This is a genomic window from Bacteroides sp. CAG:189 (assembly GCF_000432295.1).
In the GTDB taxonomy this organism is placed as follows: Bacteria; Bacteroidota; Bacteroidia; order Bacteroidales; family Bacteroidaceae; genus Bacteroides; species Bacteroides salyersiae.
Genome location: NZ_HF991121.1, coordinates 159,521 through 177,288, shown reverse-complemented (window position 1 = coordinate 177,288; position 17,768 = coordinate 159,521). Strand labels below are relative to the sequence as shown.

Annotated in this window: 12 protein-coding genes; 8 read left to right on the top strand and 4 right to left on the bottom strand. The window is 43.3% G+C overall.

The window, feature by feature from the left end; all coding sequences use genetic code 11:
- Positions 1 to 41 precede the first annotated feature (41 nt).
- The 8 genes from QVP90_RS17890 (at position 42) to QVP90_RS17855 (ending at position 9,379) form a co-directional block, all read left to right on the top strand.
- Positions 42 to 1,634 (top strand): NADH-quinone oxidoreductase subunit D, encoded by a 1,593-nt coding sequence (locus QVP90_RS17890; protein ID WP_021937174.1) that lies wholly within the window; start codon positions 42 to 44, stop codon positions 1,632 to 1,634.
- Positions 1,635 to 1,755: 121 nt separating this feature from the next.
- On the top strand, positions 1,756 to 2,832 hold the full coding sequence (gene nuoH / locus QVP90_RS17885; protein WP_005925687.1) for an NADH-quinone oxidoreductase subunit NuoH: 1,077 nt from the start codon (positions 1,756 to 1,758) through the stop codon (positions 2,830 to 2,832).
- A 34-nt stretch (positions 2,833 to 2,866) separates the two neighbouring features.
- On the top strand, positions 2,867 to 3,340 hold the full coding sequence (locus QVP90_RS17880) for a NuoI/complex I 23 kDa subunit family protein (RefSeq protein WP_005925690.1): 474 nt from the start codon (positions 2,867 to 2,869) through the stop codon (positions 3,338 to 3,340).
- A gap of 140 nt (positions 3,341 to 3,480) precedes the next feature.
- Entirely contained in the window at positions 3,481 to 3,993 is a 513-nt protein-coding gene (locus tag QVP90_RS17875) for an NADH-quinone oxidoreductase subunit J family protein (RefSeq protein WP_005925692.1), read from the top strand.
- Between the two features lie 137 nt (positions 3,994 to 4,130).
- Positions 4,131 to 4,439: an NADH-quinone oxidoreductase subunit NuoK gene (gene nuoK, locus QVP90_RS17870; RefSeq protein ID WP_025818955.1), complete on the top strand. Its 309-nt coding sequence runs from the start codon at positions 4,131 to 4,133 to the stop codon at positions 4,437 to 4,439.
- A 40-nt stretch (positions 4,440 to 4,479) separates the two neighbouring features.
- Positions 4,480 to 6,366 carry an NADH-quinone oxidoreductase subunit L gene (gene nuoL / locus QVP90_RS17865; protein ID WP_005925697.1) on the top strand — a complete coding sequence of 629 codons (1,887 nt, stop codon included), beginning with the start codon at positions 4,480 to 4,482 and terminating at the stop codon, positions 6,364 to 6,366.
- A gap of 49 nt (positions 6,367 to 6,415) precedes the next feature.
- Complete coding sequence (locus tag QVP90_RS17860; RefSeq protein ID WP_021937173.1) at positions 6,416 to 7,900, top strand: complex I subunit 4 family protein; 1,485 nt, start codon at positions 6,416 to 6,418, stop codon at positions 7,898 to 7,900.
- 36 nt (positions 7,901 to 7,936) lie between these two features.
- A complete protein-coding gene (locus QVP90_RS17855) occupies positions 7,937 to 9,379 on the top strand; it encodes an NADH-quinone oxidoreductase subunit N (RefSeq protein WP_005925703.1) in 1,443 nt (480 codons plus the stop codon).
- A 101-nt stretch (positions 9,380 to 9,480) separates the two neighbouring features.
- On the opposite strand, the gene QVP90_RS17850 is transcribed toward QVP90_RS17855, so the two are convergent.
- From QVP90_RS17850 to QVP90_RS17835, 4 genes are all read right to left on the bottom strand, one after another.
- Entirely contained in the window at positions 9,481 to 12,303 is a 2,823-nt protein-coding gene (locus QVP90_RS17850; RefSeq protein WP_021937172.1) for a sensor histidine kinase, read from the bottom strand.
- Positions 12,304 to 12,468: 165 nt separating this feature from the next.
- The gene (locus QVP90_RS17845; protein WP_021937171.1) at positions 12,469 to 13,644 is read right to left on the bottom strand and encodes a hypothetical protein; all 1,176 of its coding nucleotides are present in this window, start codon (positions 13,642 to 13,644) and stop codon (positions 12,469 to 12,471) included.
- Positions 13,645 to 13,693: 49 nt separating this feature from the next.
- Complete coding sequence (locus tag QVP90_RS17840; RefSeq protein ID WP_021937170.1) at positions 13,694 to 16,408, bottom strand: TonB-dependent receptor; 2,715 nt, start codon at positions 16,406 to 16,408, stop codon at positions 13,694 to 13,696.
- A 163-nt stretch (positions 16,409 to 16,571) separates the two neighbouring features.
- A complete protein-coding gene (locus tag QVP90_RS17835; RefSeq protein ID WP_007478713.1) occupies positions 16,572 to 17,768 on the bottom strand; it encodes an AGE family epimerase/isomerase in 1,197 nt (398 codons plus the stop codon).

The window sequence follows — 17,768 nt, the reverse complement described above, 5'->3', positions numbered from 1 at the left end:
AACCAATTGGCACATTGACATATTGACTAATTATTAATAGTATGCAAGAAATAAAATACATAGAACCCGCAGCGTTACACGACGAAATGGCACGCTTGCGGAATGAGCGGAAGATGGATTTTCTGGAAAGCCTTACCGGTATGGACTGGGGAGAACCTGCCGAAAATGATGCACCGGATACTGTTCGTGGCTTGGGGGTGGTATATCATTTAGAATCCACTACCACCGGAGAACGCATTGCCGTGAAAACGTCTACCCTGAACCGTGAAAATCCGGAAATTCCTTCTGTATGCGACCTTTGGAAAGCGGCAGAATTAAACGAACGTGAAGTGTACGACTACTATGGTATTGTCTTTGTCGGGCATCCTGACATGCGTCGTCTCTTTCTACGTAACGACTGGGTAGGCTATCCGCTACGAAAAGACAACGATCCCGAAAAAGAAAACCCGCTGCGCATGTGGAACGAGGACACCATCGACACGACAACGGAAATCGAACTGAACCCGGATGGAAGTATAAAAAATAAAGAAACCATTCTTTTCGGCGATGAAGAGTATGTGGTGAATATCGGACCTCAGCATCCGGCCACACACGGTGTACTCCGTTTCCGTGTATCATTAGAAGGGGAAATCATCCGTAAAATCGACCCGAACTGCGGTTATATACACCGTGGTATCGAGAAGATGAACGAAAGTCTCACCTACCCACAAACACTGGCACTGACCGACCGTCTTGACTATCTCGGAGCGCAACAAAACCGGCATGCTTTGTGTATGTGTATCGAAAAGGCGATGGGCATCGAAGTAAGCGACCGGGTAAAATACATCCGCACCATCATGGACGAGTTGCAACGTATCGACTCTCACCTTTTATTCTATGCTTGTCTCTGTATGGACCTCGGAGCACTGACAGCATTCTTCTATGGCTTCCGTGACCGGGAAAAGATTTTGGACATTTTCGAAGAGACCTGCGGCGGACGGTTGATTATGAATTATAACACCATCGGTGGCGTACAAGCCGACCTCCATCCCAACTTCGCAAAACGGGTGAAAGAATTTATCCCTTACATGAGAGGTATCATACACGAATACCACGATGTATTTACAGGTAATATCATCGCCCAAAGCCGTCTGAAAGGTGTAGGCGTATTGAGTCGGGAAGACGCCATCTCATTCGGCGCCACCGGAGGTACGGGACGTGCCAGTGGCTGGGCTTGCGATGTTCGTAAACGTATGCCCTACGGTGTATACGACAAAGTGGACTTTAAAGAAATTCTCTATACCGAAGGGGACTCGTTTGCCCGCTACATGGTGCGTATGGACGAAATCATGGAAAGTCTCAACATCATCGAACAATTGATCGACAACATCCCTGAAGGACCGTTCCAAGAGAAAATGAAACCGATCATCCGTGTACCCGAAGGTTCTTATTATGCTGCCGTGGAAGGCAGTCGTGGAGAATTCGGTGTATACCTTGAAAGCCGGGGCGACAAGATGCCTTATCGTTTACACTACCGCTCTACGGGATTACCGTTGGTGAGTGTAGTCGATACAATCTGTCGAGGAGCCAAGATTGCCGACTTGATTGCCATTGGTGGAACATTGGACTATGTAGTACCGGATATTGATAGATAAAAGAGACTTATGATTTATGAATGATGATTTATGATTTTTGAATGACGGAAACTCTCCGGTTATAATTCATCAATCAAAAGCCATCCTTTCATAAATCAAAAAATCATAAATCAAAAAAAACATGTTTGACTTTAGTATTGTAACAAACTGGATACACCAAATGCTGACTTCCGTCATGCCGGAAGGATGGGCTGTATTCATCGAATGTGTGGCAATAGGCGTATGTATCATATTAATGTATGCCCTCCTTGCCATTGTACTGATATATATGGAGCGCAAAGTGTGCGGATTCTTCCAATGCCGTCTCGGACCGATGCGCGTAGGCCCATGGGGCTCCATACAAGTGATTTGTGACGTCCTGAAAATGCTCACCAAAGAGATTTTCAACCCGAAGGGAGCCGACCAATTCCTATATAATTTGGCACCGTTCATGGTGATTATCGCCTCTTTCCTCACCTTTGCATGTCTACCGATAAACAAGGGAATGGAAGTACTGAACTTCAACGTAGGCGTATTCTTCCTGTTAGCAGCTTCGAGTATAGGTGTAGTGGGTATCTTGCTCGCCGGATGGGGATCAAACAATAAATTTTCCCTGATCGGTGCCATGCGTAGCGGTGCTCAGATCATCAGTTATGAATTATCGGTAGGCTTGAGTATACTGACGATGGTAGTACTGATGGGTACCATGCAGTTCTCTGAAATCGTAGAAGGACAGGCGGACGGATGGTTTATCTTTAAAGGACACATCCCTGCCGTTATCGCTTTCATCATCTATCTGATTGCAGGAAACGCAGAATGTAATCGTGGTCCATTCGACCTTCCCGAAGCCGAAAGTGAGCTGACAGCAGGTTATCACACGGAATATTCGGGTATGCACTTCGGTTTCTTCTATCTGGCAGAATATCTGAATTTATTCATCGTATCGGCTGTAGCAGCCACCATTTTTTTAGGAGGTTGGATGCCGTTGCATATCTCCGGACTGGACGGCTTCAATGCCATAATGGATTATATTCCCGGATTTATCTGGTTCTTCGGTAAGGCATTCTTCGTAGTATTCCTACTGATGTGGGTGAAATGGACTTTTCCCCGCCTACGTATCGACCAGATCTTAGCATTAGAATGGAAATACCTGGTACCGATATCCATGCTGAACCTATTACTGATGGTATTAATCGTTGTCTTCGGCCTGCACTTTTAGTGCTTCCAGGAGATTATTTTAATCATATAGAAGAATGAAAAAAGAAGAATATACATATTTAGGAGGTCTTGTTCACGGTATCGGCACATTGCTGACCGGTATGAAGACCACCATGAAAGTGTACTTCCGCAAGAAAGTGACAGAACAATACCCGGAAAACCGGAAAGAATTGAAAATGTTCGACCGTTTTCGTGGCACACTTACTATGCCGCACAACGAACAGAACGAACATCGTTGCATTGCCTGCGGACTATGTCAAAATGCCTGCCCCAATGACACGATAAAAGTCATTTCCGAAACGATTGAAACGGAAGAAGGGAAAAAGAAGAAAATACTTGCCAGATATGAATACGACCTCGGTTCCTGTATATTTTGCCAGCTCTGTGTGAACGCTTGTCCGCACGATGCCATCACGTTTGATCAGAATTTCGAGCATGCCGTATTCGACCGGTCAAAGCTCATACTACGGCTGAACCATGAGGGCAGTAAAGTGATGGAAAAAAAATAATACGCCTATGTGGCATTACGCTAAATGGTACCAATGTACCATTAGCAGAATTGAGAAAATAAATAAATTAAATAATAAACAAATAAGTGCACAGCCAATCGGCACATTAGCACATTGGCATATCAGCACATTATTAAATTATGGAATTTACACTTGAAACAGTAGTATTCTACTTCCTGGCCGCATTCATCTCAGTAATGTGTATACTGACGGTGACAACACAACGTATCGTACGTTCGGCCACTTACCTGCTCTTTGTCCTTTTCGGTACGGCAGGTATCTATTTTCTGTTGGGATACACATTCCTGGCTTCGGTACAAATGATGGTTTATGCCGGCGGTATCGTAGTACTCTATGTGTTTTCTATCTTATTGACAAGCGGCGAGGGCGACCGTGCCGAGAAGTTAAAACGTAGTAAGTTCATAGCTGGACTGGGAACCACCATAGTAGGAGCCATTATCGTATTGTTCATCACTCTGAGCCATCGTTTTGTATCAGTGAGCAATCCGGAACCGATAGAGATCACAATCAAAACCATCGGACATGCACTACTGTCGGGAGACAAATACGGATATATTCTGCCTTTCGAAGCTGTCAGTATCTTGCTGCTGGCCTGTATCGTAGGTGGATTGTTGATTGCACGTAAGAGATGAAAAGATTTACGATTGAACAATTTACGATTTACCATTTGCTGCGCAATGCAGAAAGAGTAAACGATAAATGATAAAATCGTAGATAAAAAGCATAAAAAAATAATAAATAGTAAATCGTCAAATAGTAAATAGATATGATGATACACATGGAATATTATCTGGTGGTTTCGACCATCATGATGTTTGCAGGCATCTACGGATTCTTTACACGCCGCAACACGCTGGCAATATTGATCTCCGTAGAACTGATGCTGAACGCAACGGACATCAACTTTGCCGTATTCAACCGTTTTCTTTTTCCGGACGGACTGGAAGGGTATTTCTTCGCGCTGTTCTCTATAGCCATCTCGGCGGCCGAGACGGCTGTTGCCATCGCAATCATGATTAATATCTACCGTAATATCCGGAGTATCCAAGTCAAGAAACTGGATGATATGAAGTGGTAAAAAGACATTGACTGATTAAATAAAGAATTAAATTAACAATATGGAATATACAATATTAATACTTCTCCTCCCTCTCCTCTCTTTCCTGTTGCTGGGAATCGGAGGGAAATGGATGACGCACCGCACAGCGGGTTTCATCGGCACGGCAGTGTTGGGAGTAGTGGCGGTGCTGTCATACGTTACAGCAGTGCAATATTTTTCGGCACCACGCTTAGAAGACGGTACATTTGCCACTTGGATACCTTATAATTTCGAGTGGTTGCCTTTCACAGAAACACTGACATTCAATATAGGAATTCTATTAGACCCTATTTCGGTGATGATGTTAATTGTCATCTCCACTGTGTCGCTGATGGTACACATCTACTCTTTCGGCTACATGAAAGGAGAAAAAGGCTTTCAGCGCTATTATGCTTTCCTGAGCCTTTTCACAATGTCGATGCTCGGGTTGGTGGTAGCCACCAATATTTTCCAAATGTATCTATTCTGGGAATTGGTGGGTGTATCGTCTTATTTGCTCATCGGATTTTATTATACCAAACCGGCAGCCATCGCAGCCAGTAAAAAAGCATTTATCGTAACACGTTTTGCCGACTTGGGTTTCCTGATCGGTATCCTTATTTACGGATACTACGGAGGAACGTTCGGATTTACACCCGATACGGTTTCGCTGATTAGTGGCGGTGCTTCAATGCTTCCTTTGGCATTGGGATTGATGTTTGTAGGTGGTGCCGGTAAGAGTGCTATGTTTCCGTTGCACATCTGGTTGCCGGATGCCATGGAAGGCCCTACTCCCGTATCTGCATTGATTCATGCTGCGACAATGGTAGTAGCCGGTGTATATCTGGTAGCCCGCATGTTCCCGCTATTCATCGCCTATGCACCGGATGTATTGCATTGGATTGCTTACGTAGGCGCTTTCACTGCGTTCTATGCTGCCAGTGTGGCTTGTGTACAGAGTGACATCAAACGCGTACTCGCTTTCTCCACCATCTCGCAGATCGGGTTTATGATTGTAGCTTTGGGAGTCTGTACTTCTGCCGACCCGCATCACGGAGGCCTGGGCTACATGGCTTCCATGTTCCATTTATTCACACATGCGATGTTTAAAGCATTGCTATTCCTCGGTGCCGGTAGTATCATCCATGCCGTACACTCCAATGAAATGTCGGCGATGGGCGGTTTGCGCAAATACATGCCGATCACACACATTACATTCCTGATTGCCTGTCTGGCTATTGCCGGCATTCCTCCGTTCTCCGGTTTCTTCTCTAAAGACGAGATACTGGCAGCCTGCTTCCAGTTCAGCCCCGTAATGGGTTGGATTATGACCGTGATTGCCGCCATGACCGCATTCTACATGTTCCGCCTTTATTACGGCATCTTCTGGGGAAAAGACAATAGCAAACAGTCTTCCCACACTCCCCATGAGAGTCCGACAGCTATGACTATTCCTTTAATATTCTTGGCTCTCGTCACTTGTGGAGCCGGATTCATCCCTTTCGGACATTTCATCAGTTCAAACGGAGAATCCTACACGATCCATCTGGACTGGACGGTGGCTGGTACAAGTATCGTCATCGCCCTTCTATCTATCGCTCTTGCCACTTACATGTATAAAGGCAGTAAACAACCGGTAGCCGACAGCCTACAACGCCGTTTCTCCGGATTGTGGACGGCTGCCTACCACCGGTTCTACATTGATGAGGTGTATCAGTTTATCACACATAAGATTATCTTCCGCTGCATCAGCAAGCCGATCGCTTGGTTCGATCGTCATGTAATAGACGGTACGTTCGACTTCATTGCCTGGGCAGCCAATGCGGCGAGCGATTCCATCCGTGGCTTCCAAAGCGGACAGATACAACAGTATACCTACGTATTCCTTTGCGGAGCGTTGGCTCTTATCCTGTTGCTTATTCTCTAACGTGATTCTCTAAACAGTAAATTGTAAATAGTTAAATAGTAATATAAAGATGAATTTCTTATCAATCTTCGTACTAATCCCACTGCTGATGTTACTCGGCCTTTGGCTCAGCCGTAACATCGCGCAGATACGTACCGTAATGGTTGTCGGTTCTTCGGCACTGTTGATAGCGGCTGTGGCACTGACAGTAGGATACTTGCAGGCACGTGCCGGTGGCGATACTGCCGAAATGCTTTTCCGGGCCGATACGGTATGGTATGCACCGCTTCATATAGCCTATTCCGTAGGCGTGGACGGCATTTCCGTAGCTATGTTGCTACTCTCGGCTGTCATCGTATTCACCGGAACATTCGCTTCCTGGCGACTACAACCGCTTACTAAAGAATATTTTCTCTGGTTCACTCTATTGTCAATGGGAGTATTCGGGTTCTTTATCTCGATCGACCTTTTCACCATGTTCATGTTCTACGAAATCGCACTGATCCCGATGTATCTGTTAATCGGTGTATGGGGTTCGGGTCGTAAAGAATACGCAGCCATGAAACTGACACTGATGTTGATGGGTGGTTCGGCTTTCTTGCTGATAGGCATTTTAGGGATCTTCTTCGGTGCCGGCGGAACTACTATGAACATCCTTGAAATTGCACAACTGCACAATATACCTTTCGCACAACAATGTATCTGGTTCCCTCTCACTTTCCTGGGATTCGGTGTATTAGGTGCTCTTTTCCCATTCCATACATGGAGTCCCGACGGTCATGCTTCGGCACCCACCGCCGTATCTATGCTTCATGCCGGCGTACTGATGAAATTAGGAGGATACGGTTGTTTCCGGATCGCCATGTATCTGATGCCGGAGGCTGCCAATGAGTTAGGATGGATTTTCCTGATACTGACCGGTATCTCCGTAGTGTATGGTGCATTCTCCGCTTGTGTGCAGACAGACTTGAAATACATCAATGCCTACTCTTCCGTAAGCCACTGCGGCCTGGTACTTTTTGCCATTCTGATGATGAACCAGACGGCTTGTACAGGTGCTATACTCCAAATGCTGTCGCACGGATTGATGACAGCCTTGTTCTTTGCACTGATCGGTATGATCTACGGACGTACCCACACACGTGACGTTCGCGAATTGAACGGGCTGATGAAAGTAATGCCGTTCCTGTCGGTATGTTACGTCATTGCCGGTCTTGCTAACCTCGGACTTCCGGGATTGAGCGGTTTCGTTGCCGAAATGACTATTTTTGTCGGTTCTTTCCAGAATTTCGATGTGTTCCATCGGACACTGACGATTATAGCTTGTACGAGTATCGTTATCACAGCCGTATATATCTTGCGCCTTGTAGGAAAAATTCTCTACGGTACTTGTACCAACAAGCATCATCTGGTACTGACAGATGCTACTTGGGATGAACGTTTTGCCGTCATCTGCCTGATCGTCTGCGTAGCTGGATTGGGTATGGCACCCTTCTGGATTAGTGATATGATATCCGGTAGTGTTCTGCCTGTAGTATCCAACCTAATTCCGTGATCAATCATCAATTATAACTTATAAATCACGCAAGAAATGGACTATTCACAATTTCTATATATGAAAGAGGAGCTATCACTGGTAGCTGTCATCCTCATTATATTTTTGGCAGACTTGTTTATGAACCCGGATAAACGGAACAACATGAACAATGCGCGTTTCGCCACTATCCTGCCCATTGTACTGATGGTCATTCATACAATCATCAATCTGGTACCTGCCGCCGGTAGCGCCGAAGCTTTTGGCGGAATGTATCAGTACGCCCCGATGCAGACCATCATCAAAGCCGTGCTCAATATCGGTACAATCATCGTATTTTTCATGGCTGCCGAATGGCTGAAGTTAGAAGATACTTCAATCAAACGCGGTGAATTTTATATTATGACCCTCTCTACCCTGTTGGGTATGTACCTGATGATTTCTGCCGGACACTTCTTGATGTTCTTCATCGGACTTGAAACAGCCAGTATCCCAATGGCAGCATTGGTTGCTTTCGACAAATATCGTCATCACTCTGCCGAAGCCGGAGCCAAATACATACTGACAGCTTTATTCTCAAGCGCCTTGCTGCTGTTCGGCCTGTCCATGATTTACGGTAGTTGTGGTACACTTTACTTCAACGACCTGCCTGCCCACATCGACGGCAATATGCTGCAAATAATGGCATTCGTATTTTTCTTCACCGGTATGGGATTCAAACTGTCACTGGTTCCTTTCCATTTGTGGACAGCTGATGTGTACGAAGGTGCACCGAGTGTGGTCACAGCCTATCTGAGTGTTATTTCCAAAGGTTCGGCTGCCTTCGTTTTACTGACGGTACTCATTAAGGTATTTGCCCCGATGATTGCCGACTGGCAGGAGGTTCTCTACTGGGTTACGATTGCTTCCATCACATTGGCTAACTTATTTGCCATCCGCCAACAAAATCTAAAACGGTTGATGGCCTTCTCCAGTATATCACAAGCAGGATACATTATGTTAGGTGTGATCGGTGGTACTGCTGACGGAATGTCATCACTGGTCTATTATGTACTGGTTTATGCCGTAGCCAATTTAGGAGTATTTGCCGTTATTACCATCGTGGCACTACGCAGCCATAAGTTCACGCTCGAAGAGTATGCAGGACTTTATAAAACCAATCCGAAATTAGCATTTGTGATGACCCTATCCCTATTCTCACTGGCCGGTATTCCGCCATTTGCAGGGTTCTTTTCCAAATTCTTTATCTTCATGTCTGCGTTCCAGGCAGGTTTCCACTTACTGGTATTTATCGCTTTGGTCAATACGGTCATCTCATTATACTACTACCTTCTGATAGTAAAGGCAATGTACATTACTCCTTCAGATGATCCGATACCGACATTCCGCAGCGATAACTGTACACGGATAGGGCTGGCCATCTGTGTACTCGGTATAGTAGGTTTAGGAATTGCAAGTATTGTTTATCAGACGATAGACAAATTCGCGTTCGGATTATAAATAGTGATAAACGGATTAGCAACAAGTGATTAGTTAGTAGTGGGATGCGTTTTCATGCCACATGATACTAGTCACTTGTTGCTAATCCGTTTATCACTATTTTAACATACCACCGGTAAAATAAACCAGAAACAGGAACCTTCTCCCTCTTTAGAATCCACTCCTATTTCACCTCCTAACTGTTCAATGATGCTCCGGCAAATGGACAATCCCAATCCTGTACCATGAATAAATGAATTCAACTTAACAAAACGATCGAATATCTGTAGCCGGGCTCTTTCTGCGATACCGATACCCGTATCGGATACATAAAAACGAAATCTGTTATCCGCTAATTGTTCGTATCCGACTCTAATGCTTCCATGAGAAGTAAACTTAATAGCATTATTTACAAAGTTAGAAATAACCTGATGTATCCGGTTACGATCACACATAATAAAACACTCCGGCAGATGTTTGTCGAATATCAGTTCTACCCCTTCGGGCACCTTTCCTTGCATACTACGTACCAAGTCCTCACACAGTAAATTGACATCCATCTCACTGATACTAAATTCAAAAGTACCAGCCTCTATCTTAGATAAATCAAGAATATCAGATATCAATTGCAGCAACAGTTCATTGTTTTCTTCCACAATATCCATGTATTGCTTCCGTTCGTCCATATCCTCCGTCTCTGCCAGCAATCCGGAAAATCCTACAATTGCATTCAATGGTGTACGTATTTCATGACTCATATTTGCCAAGAAAGCGCTTTTCAAGCGGTCGGCTTCTTCCGCTCTTTCTTTTGCATCAATCAGTTTAGCTTCAATTTCTTTCAATTCGGTTATATCATAATTGATGCCGATAAGTTCTATCATCCCCGCCTCAGGAGCAAAATGAGACAACATTATATTCATCCGCACCCAGTTCCATTCCGATAATACATCCCCATTTTCGGTTTCCGCCATTTCCGATTTCGTCTTATGAATACGTACTTCTTTGCGGAAACTCCCGATACGTCCGGTCTGAACCTCCTGATAGAAATCAAGAACCTCTTTACGATCATCGGGATGCATCTTACCATACACACCAACGACATCGGATAATGGAGTATCTTCCTCCTCTCCCATATTTTTGAACCATTGCTTGATAGCATACCCCTGCCTGTCAAGAAGATTAAGTTTGGCATATCCTACCTTCGCATAGTCGGAAATCAAAAGAAAAAAATTCTCAAAGTCTTGTATCTTATTGATAGCATCCAAGCGTTCCGTATTGTCTATATTCAGAAAAATATGCCCTAAGAAATTACCTGCTCCATCACAAAGCCGGCTTACTTTAGAATAAAGTGCTATATATCCTTTTTTCTTCGAATCATAATATCCTTCAATACCGGAGAAAGGATAATTCATGCCGAAATCCAATGACTCTTCATACTGCATCCGTTCCTTTACATCCTCAGGTACATTAGGATTCTGATAAACATTGACACCTAATACATCCTTTTTCTCACGAACTCCGAATATATCCATATCTTTATTATTGATATCGATCATAAAGCCATTCTGGTCATAGATTTCTATCCCCACGGGTATATTGGTAAAAATATTACGGAAAAGCTTTTCATTACGGTCGAGTGTCCGGTGAGCCAACTGGGTCTCTGTGATATCGACAAAGAGTGCAACAACCTCATCCTTTTCCGGAGAATAAACAATGCAACGGCTGTTTTTCCCGGAAGCGGGGAAAGGCACTTCAAGTTCCTTATAGCAATTTTCATCTATAATATCGGAGATATAATTGAGATTTCCCATATAATTGAATCCCAACTCACTGGCACATTTTCCAACATATCTTTCACGCGGAATACCGATTATATCAGCAAACATCTGGTTAGCATCAGTAAGAAGATAATCAACTGGAACTCCCGCACTATCACGCAGAATACTCATATGAATATATCCTATAGGCATGTAGCGGAATAGATTACGGAGAAAAGTCCGTTCATGCTCGGACGCATCCTTAGCCACGCGCAATTCAGTACAAATACTGATAATATCGGCCAAAGAAGAGAGCCATTGACAATCATCATTACTCCAAGAGTGACTGTGTTTCACCAAGTCAACGCCCAAATATCCCCGAACTCTATCTCCCGACTTGAGAGGAACGACAAGCAACGACTTAATATTCTGTTTACTAAGAATATCATACTCTGCAGATGCTTTCTCTTTCAACTCGTCAAGACTATTAAGAACAATGGGCTGGCCTAAAAGTATCCTCTCTGTCCACCATGGAAGACTCCCTGCCGGAATATTCTGTAATATGTCGATTTCCGGTTCTACTCCCTCGGCCAACACTTCAAAGATACAACTATGATGTTCACACTTTTCATCGTATTCAAAGATATAAGCACGTCCACCTTGAAAAAATTGGAGAATATCGTTTAATATGCTATTGATCCCAGAAGTGATATCTTTATCCTGTATAAAACGATAAAGAGACTGAGAGATTGAATTTTGGCGGGATAATTGTTCGTTCACGCGAACCGCTAAACGCTCTGTCGTGTCTTTCTCCGCTCCTTCTACACGCCGGAGATATCCAAAAGCGACCGGTTCCCCTACTTCGTTCTCTCTTTTATCCCCTAAATGTGAGTGAACCCAAATCTCCTTCCCATTAATAACAAACGGATACGTTTGATCATATGTATTCATATAAGACAGAGAAGCAAACTCGCGCTTAATACGTCCACGATAATCCGGACGAATAAGAAGACAAAGCGAATCGAAAGTCAATTCTTCCTCTTTGTCAAACCCCAACAGATCATTAATATATTCGGAACAACGAAAACTGCGGGTTGCAAAATTTGCTTCCCACCACCCTACCTGTGCTAAAAAAGACATTTCACACAAGCGTACGTAATCGCTATTATCACAATGGGTAATTACCATAAATATCATTTTTCATTTGTAGCAACAAAAATAGATAATTAATATTGCAAAGTGCTATATTCGAAACAATATTATATATACAAATGAAAACTGGAGAATTTACGACCCGTAAACCCTCCAGTTTTAATAAATAGAGACAAGTTTAAATTACTTTTTCACAATGATTTAGAAATTATATTTTGTCCAGCCAAATACACTTGTATCAGCTCCCGTATTACTGCCGGCCTCATTCAAGACAGCTTCACCATTCAGCTTCTTACCGGTCAGTTGAAGCGAGTTCGTAATGCTGATAGTAGATGCGGCATTACCTGCACCTTTTCCATCATTCATGTCTACCAGATCGATAGCACCGCCCGTACCTTTCACCAGTGCATTCTTGATGGTTGCCTTGGCACCACGGCGAATCTTGATAACATCCTGCATGCGGTCTACATTGTCTGTCGTATTAGCAGCATTGTTCACAATGGTCATGCCGTCTACAACAAAATCCGACTGACGCAGGTGATTCGGATAGAGTCCGTCAAAGTTTCCATCCGCTTCAATGCCGCGCGGATCAGCTTCTGTACTGGTATAATCACTTTCCCAAATACCATAGCAGTTGCTCAATGTTCCGCAATATCCCTGGGTAAAATCAAACATATCGTCATCGGGATTTACAGCAAGCAGATTCTTCACACTCACTGTACCTCCAAAAAATTCGATGGCATCATCGGCACTTTCCAAAACATAGATATTTTCAATTGTCGTACCGTTTCCTACTCCATTCAAGGTAAGGCCGTTGTGTTCAATGTCCTGTGTAGAGCGTGCACCGGCATAACAGATCGAAACATAAGTCATCACACCCGAATTGTCGGCAGCATTGTTACCTCCATAAGGATATTTATTATTGATCTCGGCCAAAGCCGTATTACTTTTGTCTTCCTTATCACCCGAAATAGGAGCTTTACCATTGATGATGATACCTCCCCAGTGACCGGACTTGGCATTATCCTCATCGGCAGTGAAAATAATCGGTTCATCTTTCGTTCCGTTAGCATAGATTTTTCCACCTTGCGCTACAAGAAGATAATTACTAAACCCTTGGCGAGCTTTAATCGTAGTACCAGCAGGAATCGTCAGTTCTCCTCCATTTTCAATCACTACAATACCACTCAGGATATATTCCTTTGCTTCGAGAGTTTCTTTTCCTGTTAATGAGCCGGTCAGCGTATTACCGTTGAAAACGATACTGCTTCCATCACCACCATTGCCATCACCTTCATTATCATCACCACATGAAGTCAATGCTAAGGCTGATACCATTGCGGTACAGACCATGAAATTCAAAAATAATCTTTTCATTTTCCTTAAAATAAATTAGTTAGTAATAATCTTATTCGAATGTCCGCTTTTAGAATGTACACGACACTCCCAGACTGATGTTTATTCCCTTTTTATAATCGCTTAATACTATCTCCCGTCCGTTATCGTCTGCCTTACGACTCAATTTATGTGCCGGATTGAGCAAGTTACGGGCTTTCAGATTAAGCGAGATATACTTATTCAATTTAGCCTGTGAGACAAAGTCGAGAGTCGCAATACTATGTTCCATGATGTCCTGATAACCCTGCGTCCCGATTGTGTAAATTTTATCACTGACATAATTGAAAACCAGAGTATTGATAAAGCTACGATCTCCACTCGTATAATTGTGTGAAATATCAAAATTGACAATCCACGGTGCCGCACCTTCCAACTGCGAACCGGTAGTGACTGTAGCTCCCGGCACTTTAGCATGGGTATAGATGTACGAGCCATTAAAGCCGACAGAAAGACGATTCATACCCGACGTACCCTTCCCTGCCGGACGGGTAAAGAGATTCTTACGTACTTCCAGTTCTACTCCCGCTACCGTAGCATGATCTGAAATATTTTCATACGACAGATAATTACCGGCACTGGCAACCTCAATGCGTGAAATAGGATTTTTTATATACTTATAAAAGGCGGTCAGCGAAACAAGTTCTGTCGGAGTAGGATTGAAATCCCACTTCAAATCAAGGTTATAGTTATCGGATGGTTGTAACTTTTCATTACCCTGGCTGTTAAAGTTCACTCCAACATAGCGGTAAGGAGAAATTTCTTTGGGTTGCGGTAAGGTGTATGTTTTGCTGGCTCCCAAGCGGAAGGCTTGTTTGGAGGTAAGGTTGTATTTCAGATTCAGACTGGGTAGGAAATAGTTCTTACCGATCTTCCCACTACCCTTTTCTCCCCCTTTGTTCACATCATAATCCACACAAATGTCCACACGATCGTATTTAACACCCAAATTCAGGATCCATGCGGCATCAAACTGATAAACAGCTTCCACATAGGCAGAATGAATATCTTTCTTCACCGTATATTTGTCAACATTACGTTGAATCTCAAACCAGCCGTTTTTCAGATTCTCCTGATTGTAATAACTATCCAGTGAAAAATCCTCCAACCGGAAAACAGAACTGTGTGCAACCGTCATATTATATTCCGTAGCTTCAAAACCATCATTCACAAAGCGTCCGTTATACCCGATACGGATATTGGATATCTCCTCCTGATCATCCGCCAGACGGTAAGTTAAACCGGCTTTTACATTCAAATCATTTTCATTCAGTTCGGAGAAGTAACGCTGTTGGGAATTACCTTCGAGCAAGGTATATCCTTCGGCTGCCTTACGCAGATTATTGATACGCCGATCCGGTTCCGAACCTTTTACGACGTTGTACGAAGCCCCCGCATCAAAACTCAGCGTTTTGGTCAGCCCCCAATTAGTCATCAACTGATTGACAAGTAACCAATTATCATTAGCCTGCTGACGACGGGTAAATCCCATGTTATCGTAATCATCATTGAATTTTCCCGAGTCCATCCCGTCATAGTCGCCTACCGACTGCACATTATCGTGTACCATCATAAAATTATAGCTTAGATGGTGACGGTTGCGGTAATCATAATCCAGATTAGCAAGAGCCAGTTGACTGATTTTCTGCTCATAAACCTTTCCTGTCTGGTCTTTATAGATAGTTCCGTTCGTAGTTGTATTGCGCAAAACCTCTTCGGCATATTGATATTCCGTATTGTGTGCGGCTACAAGAAAAAATGAAAGAGCATCTTTTTGCGGTCCCACATAAAACCTTTTTCCACCGGAAACCCCGTAGTTGCGGTTTATCTGTAAGTCATGCTCAGACGGATCCAGACTGTTCTTAAAATTATAATTGTTCTCCATGCCGGGTTGTGTCTTGTCAGCAATCCCCAGAAGATTGACTCCATCCATCTTAAGAAAGTCTGTCGTCAGAGTCTGTGTATTGAATCCTCCGGAAACCCCGATATTGAAATGTCCGCCACCAATCAACTCTTTTGAAGTTATGTCGATATTGGCACCACCCACATCGCTGCTACCACCGGCATTAAAGGCTTTATTCACGCCGACTGTCTGGATAATATCCGTAGAAAAAAAGTCAAGAGAGATGTTTTTATATTCCGGATCCTCCGAAGGAATAGGAAAACCATTAAAAGTAGTGGCATTGTAACGATCGCCCAATCCGCGCACAAAGACGTTTTTCACACCTTCCTGTTTAGATACTCCAGCCACTTTGGATACTGCTCCTTCCGCATCGCTCACCCCTTTACGCGAAAGTTCTTTTACCCCTACGGCTTGCACGGCAATCACCGCTTTTTGCTGTTCCAACAGAAGCATATTTTCATTCTCACGGTTCTTTTTGGCCACTACCACTACATCGGCAAGCTCCTGTGCATCTGTTTCCAGTTCCAAATTCAAAATAACCAAATTCCCATTCTCTACACGGACTTTACGACGAACTTCGGTTTTATAACCTACATATTTTACTTCGATATCATACATCCCTTCAAGAACTCCCACACCATTAAGCTCAAAATTACCATCCAAGTCGGTAACAGCTCCTGCTTGAGTTCCAACAAGGCGTATCGTTGCACCTATCAGAGGTTCTTTGGATAATTTGTCTTTTACAGCACCTTTAATTTTAATATTGGCAGCCATCGCTATAGGAGTATATAAGGCGATAAACAAGACTGCAAGGAATAGTTTTACAAGAAATAGTTTTTTCATCGAACTTTGCTATGCGTTTTTATTACGGGTGCAAAGTTAGAGGGGGACGATTACGGAAGTAATACGACTAAAATACAAGAAGTTTAAATTTGTGTTTCGATATTGTTACTGATAAACAATGTATCAATGAACCGATGTGTTTATATGCCAATCAGTCATGCTATTACTCATCACCAAAGCGCTCCATCACCTCCAGGCACATACGTCCGTTATGGTAAGGGCATTTCCAGAAACCGGCCTTATCATCCGTGCGATTCACTGTATCATCGGCACGAATACTCCAATACCATTCACCGTTTTCCCTGTCGATAAGGCGAGATTTGATAAACTCCCAGCAAGCAGTAGCTTTTTGCAAGGCTTCTTTGTCCTCAAAATACTGATAAATATTCATATAACCCACTACGGTTTCTGCCTGTACCCACCAATGACGATCAGCATCCAAATGCCCCGTAACAAGATTCTTTTCATAAATCATCCCCCTTTCCGGTGTAAACCCTTCACCAGCAGCAATAGCTATCCGCCTTATAATAGGTTCCACTTTTGCCAGTATATCTGCTTCCCCTAATTCCAAAGCAGCTTCGTGAAGAAGCCAGGATGCTTCGATATCATGTCCGTAAGAGACAATAGGATATTTACTATTCCAATCATCATCAAAAAACAACCGTAGATGGAAAGTCTTCCTATCTAATATTTTATCTGTAAAAAGCGTAATAAGATTACGCAACTGATGTCGTAATCGCTCATCTTTCCACACTCGATAAAGATTGGTATATGGTTCCAAAATATGCAGATGTGTATTCATCGTTTTGCGTTCGTTAGCATCTTTTTCACTAAGGCGCATATCCTCTATTTCTCCCCACTGACAAGTAAGTGCCTCACAATAGCCATTTTTAAAACGGTCAAAACTATGTTCTTCGATACTTTCAAAAAGCAAAACTGCATACTCAAGAGCCTCTTTGTCTGTTGTGGCACGATAATATTCACTTAATCCGTAAATGGCAAAACCGATAGCGTAAATCTGTTTTTTGGTATCGAGCGGTTCCCCCTTGTAGGTAAGACTCCAATAAACGCCCCCAAACTTTCTATCATAGAAAAGATCAACGATATATTCTTTGGCACGCGTAGCTATTGCAAGATATTCCGGACGCTTCAATAAACGATAGGCAGCAGAAAACGTCCACAAAATACGAGCATTAAGAATAGCTCCTTTTTCAGCTTCGGGCACTAATTCCTCCTTACCGGTAATGCAGCCATAAAAACCACCGTATTGCTCGTCTACCATCCGTTCCATCCAATATGGTAGAATATTGGTAGTAAGTACTTCTTGCATTTCCTGTGTTAATATAGATATCGATTTCAT